General features: G+C 60.1%; 14 protein-coding genes and 2 tRNA genes. 15 read left to right on the forward strand and 1 reads right to left on the reverse strand.

Annotation, left to right across the window (positions count from 1 at the left end):
- Positions 1–139 precede the first annotated feature (139 nt).
- The 8 genes from SLW75_RS16885 (at position 140) to SLW75_RS16920 (ending at position 5968) form a co-directional block, all read left to right on the forward strand.
- Positions 140–2368, forward strand: a complete 2229-nt coding sequence (locus SLW75_RS16885; protein WP_410934977.1) for an AsmA family protein — start codon at positions 140–142, stop codon at positions 2366–2368.
- Positions 2369–2502: 134 nt separating this feature from the next.
- Positions 2503–3570, forward strand: coding sequence for an A/G-specific adenine glycosylase (gene mutY, locus SLW75_RS16890; protein WP_410928176.1), 1068 nt, complete (start codon positions 2503–2505; stop codon positions 3568–3570).
- Positions 3567–3839 (forward strand): oxidative damage protection protein, encoded by a 273-nt coding sequence (locus SLW75_RS16895; RefSeq protein WP_331104089.1) that lies wholly within the window; start codon positions 3567–3569, stop codon positions 3837–3839. The genes mutY and SLW75_RS16895 overlap by 4 nt, the downstream gene beginning before the upstream one ends.
- 102 nt (positions 3840–3941) lie before the next feature.
- Positions 3942–4017: transfer RNA gene (locus tag SLW75_RS16900), tRNA-Phe, on the forward strand.
- Between the two features lie 98 nt (positions 4018–4115).
- Positions 4116–4319, forward strand: coding sequence for a hypothetical protein (locus tag SLW75_RS16905; protein ID WP_410934978.1), 204 nt, complete (start codon positions 4116–4118; stop codon positions 4317–4319).
- A gap of 4 nt (positions 4320–4323) precedes the next feature.
- Positions 4324–4776, forward strand: a complete 453-nt coding sequence (locus tag SLW75_RS16910) for a hypothetical protein (protein WP_410934979.1) — start codon at positions 4324–4326, stop codon at positions 4774–4776.
- Between the two features lie 64 nt (positions 4777–4840).
- Positions 4841–5335 (forward strand): hypothetical protein, encoded by a 495-nt coding sequence (locus SLW75_RS16915; RefSeq protein ID WP_065987396.1) that lies wholly within the window; start codon positions 4841–4843, stop codon positions 5333–5335.
- 90 nt (positions 5336–5425) lie between these two features.
- Positions 5426–5968: a cytochrome b gene (locus SLW75_RS16920; protein WP_410934980.1), complete on the forward strand. Its 543-nt coding sequence runs from the start codon at positions 5426–5428 to the stop codon at positions 5966–5968.
- Positions 5969–6074: 106 nt separating this feature from the next.
- On the opposite strand, the gene gabP is transcribed toward SLW75_RS16920, so the two are convergent.
- On the reverse strand, positions 6075–7466 hold the full coding sequence (gene gabP / locus SLW75_RS16925; RefSeq protein ID WP_065987397.1) for a GABA permease: 1392 nt from the start codon (positions 7464–7466) through the stop codon (positions 6075–6077).
- 495 nt (positions 7467–7961) lie between these two features.
- Between gabP and SLW75_RS16930 the strand changes: the two genes are divergently transcribed.
- From SLW75_RS16930 to SLW75_RS16960, 7 genes are all read left to right on the forward strand, one after another.
- The gene (locus tag SLW75_RS16930) at positions 7962–8735 is read left to right on the forward strand and encodes an ABC transporter ATP-binding protein (RefSeq protein ID WP_296316150.1); all 774 of its coding nucleotides are present in this window, start codon (positions 7962–7964) and stop codon (positions 8733–8735) included.
- Positions 8736–8748: 13 nt separating this feature from the next.
- Positions 8749–9513 carry an ABC transporter substrate-binding protein gene (locus tag SLW75_RS16935; RefSeq protein ID WP_065987399.1) on the forward strand — a complete coding sequence of 255 codons (765 nt, stop codon included), beginning with the start codon at positions 8749–8751 and terminating at the stop codon, positions 9511–9513.
- A gap of 67 nt (positions 9514–9580) precedes the next feature.
- On the forward strand, positions 9581–10276 hold the full coding sequence (locus SLW75_RS16940; RefSeq protein ID WP_065987400.1) for an ABC transporter permease: 696 nt from the start codon (positions 9581–9583) through the stop codon (positions 10274–10276).
- The gene (locus SLW75_RS16945; protein WP_192171307.1) at positions 10273–10962 is read left to right on the forward strand and encodes an ABC transporter permease; all 690 of its coding nucleotides are present in this window, start codon (positions 10273–10275) and stop codon (positions 10960–10962) included. Before SLW75_RS16940 ends, SLW75_RS16945 begins: the two co-directional genes overlap by 4 nt.
- Positions 10963–11119: 157 nt before the next feature.
- Positions 11120–12325: a methyltransferase gene (locus SLW75_RS16950; RefSeq protein WP_410934981.1), complete on the forward strand. Its 1206-nt coding sequence runs from the start codon at positions 11120–11122 to the stop codon at positions 12323–12325.
- A 294-nt stretch (positions 12326–12619) separates the two neighbouring features.
- Positions 12620–12695: transfer RNA gene (locus SLW75_RS16955), tRNA-Thr, on the forward strand.
- 111 nt (positions 12696–12806) lie between these two features.
- Positions 12807–13388, forward strand: coding sequence for a hypothetical protein (locus tag SLW75_RS16960; RefSeq protein WP_410934982.1), 582 nt, complete (start codon positions 12807–12809; stop codon positions 13386–13388).
- Positions 13389–13535: the final 147 nt, after the last annotated feature.

A 13535-nucleotide genomic window follows, 5' to 3' on the forward strand; every position in this document is an offset into this window, starting at 1 on the left:
CTTTTTAGTGCCGTCTGTCACTGTGCAGGTCGCCGCCAACTTGATCGGCAACGTCTATGGCGATCCAAAACCCGGTGCTTGCGTGAGAACGCTATACTCGCGGGCTAAATTTTGAACGACTCGACACAAGGACTCGCCCATGAAAGCGTTCGGCAAAATCCTGGGGCTCACCCTTCTCGGGCTGTTGCTGATCATCGTGGCTCTTGGCTTTGCCCTGACCCACTTTTTTGATCCCAACGACTACAAAGACGAGATTCGAAAACTGGTTCGCGATCGCGCCCATGTCGAGCTGACGCTCAATGGCGACATCGGCTGGAGCCTGTTTCCATGGCTTGGCCTGGAGCTGCACGACGCCAGCGTTGCCACCTTGAGCGAGCCGACCAAACCCTTCGCCGACTTGCAGATGCTCGGGCTGTCCGTGCGCGTGCTGCCGCTGCTGCGCAAAGAAGTTCAGATGAGCGACGTGCGCGTCGAGGGCCTGAATCTGACGCTGACCCGCGATGAAAACGGCCACGGCAACTGGGAAGACATCGGCAAAGTACCCGCGACCGCGGCCAATCCAGCCCAGCCCCCCGCCACGCCGGAAGCGCCAACTGATACCGCGTCGGCCAAGCCCGACAAGCCGTGGCAGCCGCTCAAGCTGGACATCGACAGCCTGACCGTGAACAACGCGCGGATCGATTTCAACGATATTCCCAAGGCCCGGCAGTTCACCGCCGAGAGCATTCAGCTGAGCACCGGCCCGATCCACAACGCGACCGATATCCCGCTGAAACTGACCGCATTCCTCAGCACCAATCAACCCGTCGTGCGCACCAAAACCGAACTGACGGGCAAGCTGCGCTTTGATCGCGCCCTCAAGCGTTATCAGCTCGACGACATGCGTTTCTCGGGTGATGTGACGGGCGATCCACTTCAGGGCAAGACGCTGACGTTCTCGGCCCAGGGCCAGTTGCTGGCGGACATGTCCGCCAACGTCGCGGAATGGACCAACCTGAAGCTGTCCGCCAACCAGCTGCGCGCCATCGGCGAGCTGCATGTGCGTGACCTGGACAAGACCCCGCAGATCACGGGGGGCATTTCGATTGCGCAGTTCAACCTGCGCGACTTCCTCGACAACATCGGCCAGCCTGCGCCGACCCTTGGTGACGGCAGCCTGAACAAACTGGAACTGGTCACCCGCATCGCGGCGACGCCGAACAGCGTGGCGCTGGACGACCTCACGGTGAAACTCGACGACAGCACCATCAGCGGCCACATCGCCGTGGAGGACTTCGCCAAGCAATCCCTGCGCCTGCAACTCAAGGCCGACACGTTCGACGCCGACCGCTATCGCAAGCCAGAAGGCGAGCAGGCGAAGAGCGCGGGCGCCGCTCGCAGAGCCGAAGTTCAGGGCGCCGAGGCCGAAGCCATGGTGGCCTCAGGCACCTCGCCTCTGCCGAATCAGCCGACCCAAGGCGCCTGGAGCGACGCGAAGCTGCTGCCGCTTGAGCGCCTGCGCAAGCTGGATGTCGACGCCGATCTGAGCTTCGGCAAACTGACCCTGGAGAAACTGCCGATCCAGAATGCGGCGCTGAAAACCTCGGCGCTCGATGGCGTGATAACCGTCAACAGCCTGCGCGGCGATCTGTACAGCGGTAATTTCGAGGTCAAGGGCAATCTCGACGCGCGTCCCGAGGTGCCGTTGGCCAGCGTGCAGACGCACATCGCCAAAGTGCCGGTGGAACACTTCATTCAGAGCCAGGGCACCACGCCGCCTCTGCGCGGCCTGCTCAACCTCAACAGCGATGTGACCGCCAAAGGCAACAGCGAGAAGGCGCTGGTCGAGAGCCTCAACGGTACTGCCAGTTTTGCGCTGAACGACGGCGTGCTGGTCAACGCCAACCTCGAGCAGCAGCTCTGCCGCGGCATCTCGACGCTCAACCGCAAGAGCTTGAGCGGCGAGCCGCGTGGCAAGGACACGCCCTTCCAGCAGTTGAATGGCAATCTGGTGTTCCGCAACGGCGTGGCCAGCAACCCGGACCTGAAAGTCCGCACCCCGGGCCTGACCGTCAACGGCGATGGCGACATCGACCTGCGCGTCATGGGCATGAACTATCGCGTCGGGGTGATCATCGAAGGCGACAAGAGCGATATGCCGGACCCTGCCTGCGAAGTGAACCCGCGCTTTGTCGGCATCGAATGGCCGGTGCTCTGCCGTGGCCCGCTCGAAATGGGCGCGAAGGCCTGTCGTCTGGATAACGACGGCCTGGGCAAGGTCGCTGCAAAGCTGGCAGGCGACCGGATTGGCGACAAGATCGATGAAAAGCTGGGGGACAAGGTCAGTCCCGAGCTTAAGGACGCGATCAAGGGATTGTTCAAGCGTTAAGCCTGACTAACAGGCGCCGCGCAGTTAAGTGGTGGGAGTGAGCACACTCCCACATTCATTTTGACTGGTCGCCGACAGCGCGGCGTCTGGCTGCGGATATAGCAACCCAACTTCTTTGATCACCGGAACCCTTGATGCAACCCGAGCAGTTCTCCTCCGCCGTTCTCGACTGGTACGACCGCCACGGCCGTCACGATCTACCCTGGCAACACGACATCACCCCGTACCGCGTGTGGGTGTCGGAAATCATGCTGCAGCAAACCCAGGTCAGCACGGTGCTTGGCTATTTCGACACGTTCATGGAAGCGCTGCCTACCGTGCAGGCTCTGGCCGACGCGCCGGAAGATGAGGTTCTGCATCTGTGGACCGGGCTGGGTTACTACACTCGCGCGCGCAACCTGCAGAAGGCCGCGAAAATCGTGGTGGCCGAGCACGGCGGAGAATTCCCCCGCGACGTGGAAAAGCTCGTCGAGCTGCCGGGTATCGGCCTCTCAACGGCCGGAGCGATTGCCAGCATCAGCATGGGCCTGCGCGCGCCGATCCTTGATGGCAACGTCAAGCGCGTACTCGCCCGCTTCACCGCCCAGGAAGGCTATCCCGGCGAGCCCAAAGTGGCGAAGCAGATGTGGACCACGGCCGAGCGCTACACGCCGCACAGCAGAGTCAATCACTACACTCAGGCGATGATGGATCTGGGTGCCACGCTCTGCACCCGGACCAAACCCAGTTGCCTGCTCTGCCCCCTCGAGCGTGGCTGCGAAGCCCACATGCTGGGCCAGGAAACCCGTTATCCAATTCCTAAGCCGCGCAAGGTCGTGCCGCAGAAGCGCACCTTGATGCCGATCTTTGCCAACGACGAAGGCGCGATTCTGCTGTATCGCCGCCCTTCGACCGGGCTGTGGGGCGGGCTGTGGAGCTTGCCGGAACTGGACGACTTCAACGACATGCAGCATCTGGCCAACCAGCACGCCCTTGAGCTGGGCGAGCATCAAGCCTTGCCGGGCCTGATCCACACGTTCAGCCACTTTCAGCTGAGCATCGAACCCTGGCTGGTCCGGGTCCGCGCGTCCGCCCATCACGTGGCCGAGGACGACTGGCTCTGGTATAACCTCGCCACCCCGCCGCGCCTGGGCCTTGCCGCCCCGGTGAAGAAACTGCTGAAAAACGCAGCCGACGTATTGAATGCAGGAGAGTCCTCATGACCCGCACCGTGATGTGCCGCAAATACAAAGAAGAATTGCCTGGCCTGGACCGTCCGCCGTATCCGGGCGCCAAAGGTGAAGACATCTACAACCACGTCTCGCAGAAAGCCTGGGGCGACTGGCAGAAACACCAGACCCTGCTGATCAACGAGCGTCGTCTGAACATGATGAACGCCGAAGATCGCAAATTCCTGCAGACCGAGATGGACAAATACCTGTCCGGCGAGGAATACGCCAAGGCCGACGGCTACGTTCCCCCATCCGAATAAGCCTTCGCAGACAGTGGTCGTCGTAAGCGGAGGAAATAATTCAGATTTTTTTCGACACCACGCTTGACGACCTTCTGAAAAACACGTTTAATGCGCCCCGTTGCCCAGATAGCTCAGTCGGTAGAGCAGGGGATTGAAAATCCCCGTGTCGGCGGTTCGATTCCGTCTCTGGGCACCATAAATACCGAAAAACCCCTGCATCGAAAGATTCAGGGGTTTTTTATTGGGCGCAATTTATTAACATCGCAGGCTTGAGCTAACCAAGGAAGCTTCGTGATGGCATCTGTCAGCAAGCAACAAAAACGAGCCAAGCGCGCCAAGACCAAAGCCAAAGAGCAGCGTGTCGCTCGCCAGCATCCGCAGACTCCCAACCCGATCGTCCCGGATTACTTCATGCCTGATTTCGTCTCGGACGACGACGCAGCGCTGCTGGACGACGATACCCTGCTGAAGAAATTTCGTAGAGCCGGACATCCTTGAAACCATGGACGAAGAAGAGCGGGAGGCGATGGCGGCGGTGATAAGAGGCGAGTCCGACGAGATGTCGATCACTGAGGACGAAATGCTGATAGCGGAGGTGTATCACTCCCCTGCGCCAGAGCCGTCTCAGGAGCAGCGACTCGCGCATTACGAAGTGCTCAAGCTTGCCGAGCAGCAAGGGTTCCTCGATCTGCTCGATGCCTTTGCCAGAGGTCCCATAGCCGCCCACGCTTTCTACGACATCGACTTCGACGACTACCTCGACGTGCTGGTGAACACGCTTGGCGCTTACTTGATGTGGGCCCACGGACTGGATGAGGCTACCGTCAGGGCGCGCATTCACGACGATGATTTCTACGAGGCCTTCCGCGCGATTCTCGACGAGATCGAGATGGAATCCACGATGGAGATGCTGGGGATCGACCGCAACAAGCACGACGAACCGGCGCAAGACTGAATACAATACGCGCCCGATGATCCTGGGCCATGCGAATGGCTGCACCGCACAAGGAACCGCCGTCATGGCCTCCCCCGACAAACAGCAAAAACGCGCCCAGCGTGCAAAGGCCAAAGCCAAGCAGAACCGTTCCGGCAAGGCCCGGCCGAGCGTTATTCACCCGGTGCTCAACCATGCCTTCGTCAACGAGCCTTTCGATGACGTCGAAATCGACCTGAGCACGTTTGATTTCAAAGACATCGAAGAAAACGGTTTCGACCCTGCGGATTTCGACGACCTGTTCGAAGCAATGAAGCAGGCCGAATCAGTAAGCTTGCTGGCGCTGTGCGTGGTCTTCCTGCAATACCCGGTGTTGGAGCTGGTGATTGCCGAAGAAGACGAAGAGCCGGCGACCGACTTCATGATGGGCCTGCTGATCACCTACCGCGGGCTGTTCCACGAGGAAGATGAAGACTCGGCCGTTGAATGGATCGGCAGCGACGCCTTCCAGACTGCCTACAACGAAGCGTCCGTGATCCTGCAGAAAAAGAACGCGAAAGGTGCAGGCGGGCGTTCTTAAAACGTTTTTTGATTTACATGACCCCGGTCAAAACGGTAGCTTTGCGCCATTACGAGAATGCAACTCCTTCTCAACTAAAGGCTGGCCGTTTTGACACCTCTAAACACCGCTTTGCCGGCACCGACGTCAGGCGAAACGAGCACTTACTCCCGAACCCGAATTTTCCTGCATTGGCTGTCCGCGGCCGTCATCCTGTGGGCGACATTCAGCGGCTTCGGCGTGGCATTGCTCGATGAGAGCAACCCGTTTCGGCAATGGGTCGAGTCGTTTAATCCCCAACTGACCAGCTTGTTTATTCCGTTCTTTGCCTGGCGTTTATGGCTGGCGGTGAAAGCCCCTGCGCGGCCCTCCGCTAAAAACGTCCAGGCGCGACTGGCCAGCGCTGCGCACAAAGCGATCTACGGGGCAGTAGCCGGCGTGTTGATTACCGGGGTGCTGATGATGAGCCACCCGGTCATGCTGCTGGCGCTGGTGCCGCTGCCACAGCTCATCCATTCAAAAATCGCGCTGCTGGAGCTGCATCAGTTGCATCACGTCCTGTGCGCGATATTGGCAGGGTTGGTGGCGCTGCATCTGGCCGCAGTGGTGCTGCATCAAGTGCGGGGGAAATCGGTGCTGGGCAGGATGCGCTGAGACACTGACCCCCACCGCGACCCAATCATCGGGACGAAAAAAAACCGCCATCATCCCTGACAGCGGCTTCTCGACAGCGGGCGGTCACAACCGACTCACTGCCCCATCAATTCAGCACAACCTTGCCTGCCTTCCCCGCTTTGCGACGGCTCGACACGATCAGGCCAGCAGCCACGACCATCAGGCTCAGCAGCCCGGTGGCAATGATCTCCATGCGGTGGCCTTCCTGGAACAGCATGATGGTCAGCACGGCGACGATGAACACGATCACTGCCCAGGTCAGGCCGGGGAACAGCCACATGCGGAAGTCGACGGCCTGGCCTTCTGCTTCACGCTTGCGGCGCATACGCAGCTGAGACACAGCGATGACCAGATACACCAGCAGTGCGATGGCGCCCGAGCTTGCGAGCAGGAAGTCGAACACCGCCGCAGGTGCGACGTAGTTGGCGAACACGGCAGCAAACGCAGCGCCGGTCGACAGGAGCACCGCCCAGTAAGGCGTGCCGGCCTTGGTGGTGCGCTGAGAAACAGCAGGGGCGTCGCCACGTTTGCCGAGGGAAAAGAGCATGCGTGAAGCCGTGTACAGCGCCGAGTTCAGGCAACTGGTCACGGCGACCAGCACGACGATGTCGACGATCAGCTTGGCATTCGGAATGCCCATCAGATCGAGCACGGTCTGGTACGAACCCACTTCAGCCAGACGGCTATCGTTCCAAGGCACCAGCGAAACGACGAGGAAGATCGAAAGCAGATAGAACAGGCAGATCCGCCAGATCACCGAATTGGTTGCCTTGGTGATTTGCTGGCCGGGATTCTTCGATTCTGCCGCCGCGATGGTGACAATCTCCGTCCCCATGAACGAGAACATGGTGGTCAGCATCGCCGCCAGCACCGCCCCCATGCCGTTAGGCAGGAAACCCTGCGTGTCATACAAATGACTGACGCCGCTGACCTGGCTGTTCGGCAGAAGCCCCATCACCGCCGCAATGCCGAGCACCACAAAGCCGATGATCGCGAGCACTTTGATCAGCGCGAACCAGAACTCGAACTCTCCGTAGTTCTTCACGCTGAAGAGGTTGGTCGCGGTAAGCAGCAGGGTGATCACTAACGTGAACGCCCAGATCGCCACGTTCGGGAACCACGCGTGCAGGATGGTCGCGGCGGCGTTGGCTTCCAGCGGGATGACCAGCACCCAGAACCACCAGTACAACCAGCCGATGGTGAAGCCGGCCCAGTGCCCGATCGCGCGGTCGGCGTAGGTCGAAAAAGAACCGGTGTCCGGCGAAGCGACGGCCATTTCCGCCAGCATGCGCATCACCAGCACCACCAGCGTACCCGCGGCGCCGTAGGCCAGAAGCACAGCCGGCCCGGCTTCGGCAATCGCGTGGCCGGAGCCGACGAAGAGGCCGGCGCCGATAACGCCCGCGATGGACAGCATGGTGATGTGCCGCGGTTTGAGCCCTTGTTCAAGGTTTGAAGCGTTGGGTGTACTGCTCATGGAACCAACCTTAGAAGGATTTCTGTACGGATCAGGACGCGTGGCGGCTCTTCGTAAAGAGAACACAACAGCTCTGTTATTTATTTTTTACGCAAGAATTACGCCAGGATGTTTCAGATACGACGTCGCAGCGGGATACGCGCGCTCCAGACCATTTACGCAAGTCCATGAATGCAATAGCAATTCGCCAGTCGCGTAGGAAACGTTACCTGGAGCAACAGGAGGGTGACGATTAGCCGCACCGAAAATACACACTCAAGATGAAATAGCACCAAATAAGCGCACATTAACGGCCGTCAATCCCCGCAATGGTCGGAACACCCTTCCCCACGGCGGTTAAAGCTGGCACCATCGCGCCCTTTTTGCGCAACGGCATTCTGCGCCGGCGCTCATCAAGCTCATCCTCAAAAGGCCTCGCGCAGCACGACTGCCGCCGCCGCCAGGTTGCGTCCACTCGACAACCCGATGAGCCCACCGAATACACGAGGACTGAACATGGCCGAGGCCACGCCCGCCCTGGAAATCCGCAATCTGCACAAGCGCTACGGCGAACTCGACGTGCTCAAGGGCATCTCGCTGAGTGCGCGCGATGGCGACGTGATCTCGATTCTGGGTTCCTCTGGCTCAGGCAAGTCGACGCTGCTGCGCTGCATTAATCTGCTGGAGAACCCGCATCAGGGGCAGATTCTCGTGGCAGGCGAAGAGCTCAAGCTCAAAGCCACCCGCAAAGGTGAACTGATCGCTGCCGACAACCGTCAGATCAACCGCCTGCGCAGCGAGATCGGCTTTGTCTTTCAGAATTTCAATCTCTGGCCGCACATGACCGTCCTCGATAACATCACCGAGGCGCCGCGCCGCGTGCTGGGGCAGAGCAAGGCCGAGGCCACCGAAGTTGCCGAAGCATTGCTGGCCAAAGTGGGGATCGCCGACAAGCGTCATGCTTATCCGGCACAGTTGTCGGGGGGTCAGCAGCAACGTGCCGCGATTGCGCGCACGCTGGCGATGCAGCCCAAGGTCATTCTGTTCGATGAGCCCACGTCTGCCCTCGATCCCGAGATGGTGCAGGAAGTGCTTAGTGTTATTCGTGGCCTGGCCGAAGAAGGCCGGACCATGCTGATGGTGACCCACGAAATGAATTTCGCCCGGCAGGTGTCCAGCGAAGTGATCTTCCTGCACCAAGGGCTGATAGAAGAACAAGGTTCGCCAGACCAGGTCTTCGATGACCCGCAGTCGGCGCGCTGCAAACAATTCATGTCCAGCAATCGCTAACGGAGCAACATCGATGCAGACCCTGAGAAACATTCTGTTGGCCGCTGCCGCCACCCTGGCCATGGCCTCCAGCGCCTTTGCTGCCGACACCCTTAAAATGGGCATCGAGGGCGCCTATCCGCCGTTCAACAACAAAGACGCCAGCGGTCAGGTGGTGGGCTTTGACGTGGAGATCGGCAACGCCCTGTGCGCCAAGATGAAAGTGACCTGTGAAACCGTCACCTCCGATTGGGACGGCATCATTCCAGCCCTGAATGCGCAGAAGTTCGACTTCCTGATCTCGTCGATGTCGATCACCGAAGAACGCAAGCAGGCCGTGGATTTCACCATTCCGTACTACTCCAACAAACTGCAATTTGTCGCGCCTAAAACCACCAACCTCAGCGGCGACCTGGCCGCCATCAAGGAAACGTTGAAGGGCAAGACCATCGGCGCCCAACGCGCGACCCTGTCCGGGACGTGGCTGGAAGACAACTGGGGCGACGACGTGACCGTCAAGCTGTACGACTCCCAGGAAAACGCCTTCCTCGACCTGGCGTCGGGCCGCCTCGACGCACTGCTCGGCGACAAATACGCGAGCTACGAGTGGCTGAAAGGCAAGGAAGGCCAGAGCTTCGAGTTCAAAGGTGACGCCCTGCCGGTTGACGACAAGATCGGCATCGCGGTGCGCAAAGACGACCCGCTGCGCGACAAGCTGAGCGAAGCCTTGAAAGAAATCATCGCCGACGGCACCTACAAGAAGATCAACGACAAGTACTTTCCGTTCAGCATCCTCTGACCTGCCTGACCAACGCCGCCGTTTGCCCGCGCAGACGGCGGCGTCTGTCCTCTAGACAAACAACGCCATGAACTTCGATCTCTATGGATTCGGCCCGGCCCTGGCCGCCGGCATGCTGATGACCCTCCAACTTGCGCTGTCGGCCCTCTGCCTGGGGCTGGTGCTCGGCTTGCTCGGGGCGCTGGCGAAGACTTCGCCGAATCGAGCCTTGCAGTGGCTGGGCGGCACGTATTCCACGCTGGTTCGCGGCATCCCCGAATTGCTGTGGGTGTTGCTGATCTACTTCGGCACGGTCAGCTCGATGCGGGCGATCGGCAAGCTGTTCGATATTCCGAACCTGTCACTCAGTGCTTTCGCGGCTGGCGTCATTGCGCTAGGCCTGTGCTTCGGCGCTTACGCGACCGAGGTGTTTCGCGGCGCCATGCTGTCGATCCCGAAGGGCCATCGCGAGGCGGGGCTGGCGCTGGGCATGTCCCGCTCACGCATCTTCTTCAAGCTGGTGATGCCGCAGATGTGGCGCATTGCGCTGCCGGGGCTCGGCAACCTGTTCATGATCCTGATGAAGGACACCGCGCTGGTCTCGGTCATCGGGCTTGAGGAAGTCATGCGCCACGCGCAGATCGCCGTCACGTCCACCAAGCAGCCTTTCACCTTCTATATGGTCGCGGCGCTGATGTACCTGTGCATGACAGCGCTGTCGATGATCGGCTTGGCATGGCTGGAGAAACGTGCTTCCGTGGGCTTTGCGAGGAGCGCGTCATGAGTTGGGAATTCGTCCTCAAATGGCTGCCGAAACTGCTGCACGGCGCCACCGTCACGCTGGAGCTGGTCGCCGTCGCGGTGATTGCCGGCCTCATTCTCGCCATTCCGCTGGGCATCGCCCGCGCCTCACGTAACGCCTATGTCCGCGCGCTGCCCTACGCCTACATCTTCTTCTTTCGTGGCACACCGCTGCTGGTGCAGCTGTTTCTGGTCTATTACGGCTTGGCTCAGTTCGACGTTGTCACCAAGGGGCCGCTGTGGCCTTACCTGCGCGATCCGTTCTTCTGCGCGGCACTGACCATGACGCTGCACACCACCGCTTACATCGCGGAGATCCTGCGCGGCGCCATTCAGGCCGTGCCGCCCGGTGAAATCGAAGCGGCCCGCGCACTAGGCATGTCCAAAGGCAAAGCGCTGCTGTACATCATCCTGCCCCGCGCCGCACGCATCGGCCTCCCTGCCTACAGCAACGAAGTCATTCTGATGCTCAAGGCCAGCGCACTGGCGAGCACCGTGACCCTGCTAGACATCACCGGCATGGCCCGCACCATCAACGCGCGAACCTACATGCCGGAGCAGACCTTCCTCATCGCCGGGTTGATCTACCTGGTGATGTCGTTTGTGCTGGTGCAAGGCTTCAAACTGCTTGAGCGCTATTTGCGAGTGGACGCCAGCCAAGGGCGCTGAGGATCGCCGCGCGCTCCCGCAGAGAACACGGTCCAGGTGGGAGCGAGCTTGCTCGCGAAAGCGGCATTTCAGCCGCCGAAGATTGCCGAGGCTGATAAGCGCGCTCAGGCACTGATTCACCGTATGCTGCACATCACCGCTCAACTGCCATAACCCAATGCCACTCACACCCGCGCAACTCCAATCCCAATTCGCCGCGCTCGATGCCTTCCTCCTGGAGCATCAGGCCCTGTGGCGCCCACGACCTTTCACCCATCGCCACCTGCCGTGGGAGTCCCAGCACCCCGAGCTGTCACGCTGGTTGCGACAACGTTCGCTCGAAGAGGCAGAAGCGGCGCACAACCATCCCGAACAGCTCGATGCGCCGCAGCCCTTTGCGCAGCTAGCTTTACAGTCGAAGGCATTAAGCGAGATCGACCCGCTGCCCCCCGTCAGCCTGGAGCCTGTGTCATCGCGCATGAGCGTCGACGTGCCCGGCCGCAAGTGGCAACAGATCGAAGCCTTCGCCAGCCGTTTAAGCTTTCAGCGACAGCCAACCCACTGGCTGGACTGGTGCTCGGGCAAAGGCCATCTGGGTCGGCGCCTCGCCCATGGCGGCCAAGCGCTCACCTGCCTGGAATACGATGCGCACCTGGTTGAATCGGGAAGGCAACTCAGCGACAAACTGGGCATCACCGCAAACCATCTGCATCAAGACGTCATGGCCGAAGATGCAGCCGGGCGCCTCGAAGCCCATCACACGTCCGTCGCCCTCCACGCCTGCGGCGACCTTCATGTGCGCCTCATGCACCTCGCCAGCGACGCGCGCTGCCAACAACTGGCCATCGCGCCCTGCTGCTACAACCGCATCGCCGGCGAGCACTACCTGCCGATCTCCCAGCAGGGCAAAGCGTCCGCGCTTACGCTCTCCATTGATGACCTCGGCCTGCCCCTCAGCGAAACCGTCACCGCCGGCGCCCGCGTACGCCGCCAGCGCGACACCTCCATGGCCCGCCGCCTCGGCTTCGACCTGCTGCAGCGAGAGCTGCGCGGCGTCGACGACTACCTGCCAACGCCCTCACTGCCCAGCGCCTGGCTCGACAAACCCTTCGCCGACTACTGCCGCGACCTCGCCGAACTCAAGCAACTCCCCTCCCCCGGCACTCAGGACTGGACGGTCCTTGAGGCGGCGGGATGGGCGCGTCTGGCCGAAGTGCGCAACCTCGAACTGCTTCGCAACATCTTCCGCCGGCCGCTGGAAATGTGGCTCATCCTCGACCGTGCGCTTTATCTGACCGAGGGCGGGTACGACGTGCGTATCGGCACCTTCTGCGACAGCCAAGTCACTCCGCGGAATCTGCTCATGCTTGCAGAGCGGCCGTGAGAATTTTTGACGCACACGCCTGTGGATAAGTCTGTTGATGAAATTCCGGCGAAAGCCCGGAAATCCTGCTTTGGGAGGGATGTAACCATTTGTTCATTTTTTGGTCAGCGTAAAATTGGCGCTAAAACAGTAGCTTGCGAACGATTGAGAATGGTTCCTGAATCTGACCGATCGTCGCCTTCGGTTTGTGCGGATTGTGAATAACGGTAATCACCTTCCGGCATAAGGGCCGCGAAAAAACTGAAATTAGGGCTTTACTCGCCAGATCAAATCCCTATAATCAGCGCCCACAACGCCGGTATAGCTCAGTTGGTAGAGCAACTGACTTGTAATCAGTAGGTCCCGGGTTCGACTCCTGGTGCCGGCACCATACAAATCAAGGGCTTGCAGCGATGCAGGCCCTTGTTGTTTACGCCATACGTAACAAGCGACGTAACAAGCAGGTTTTGGCCTACCCATCCGACGATCTGAGAACCTTCCCATGGATTGGAAACAGTTCATTGCAGCCATCGTTACGGCCTCCGCATGGCCGGTGGCTGCTGTAGTCCTGGTCATGATGCTTAAAGGCCCGTTGGTGGACATTCTCGGGCGAATCCGTTCGCTGAAAATCAAAGATTTCAACTTCGACCTGTCGGGCAAACTCGATGAAGTGGCTGTCGCAGTGGCCGCCAATGCTTCAGAGCCGCCGGCGCCCGTTGCCACCGCGGCACGGCCAGTACTGGAATTGGCGCGCATTGATCCACGATCGGCAGTGCTAAGCGCTTGGTTGGAGGTTGAAAAAGAAACTGAGGAGCTCGCGCTCAAGGCTGGTATCGAGTTTCTCCGTCGACCCCCAGTCACAGTGGCGAATGAGCTTCACGCGGCGGGGCTTATGGATGAGTTGGTTTTCTCTACATACGTGAAGCTTCGCAGGATCCGCAATGAGGCTGCCCATCTTCAGGAACGGGATATCTCATTCGAGGAGGCTGTAAGCATGGCGAACCTCTGCCACTGGCTTGCCAATCGGCTCCACTATGAACGCGCTCATTTAGAAGCAATCGCGCCAGCAGGCGTCAATCCCTGAAGTTGCACGTACTTGCCGAAGAGTCTATGCACGCGCGCTGAAACGCCCCGCCTTTGCGTCCTGTTGGTTTTATGCTGACCCACGGGAAACCGGTTAGTTAAGGCAGGTTTTGCCTGTCGCCTCTAGAAGCCACGGATTTAAAGGGCT

The organism is Pseudomonas sp. W5-01 (genome assembly GCF_046540435.1).
Taxonomy (GTDB): domain Bacteria; phylum Pseudomonadota; class Gammaproteobacteria; order Pseudomonadales; family Pseudomonadaceae; genus Aquipseudomonas; species Aquipseudomonas graminis_B.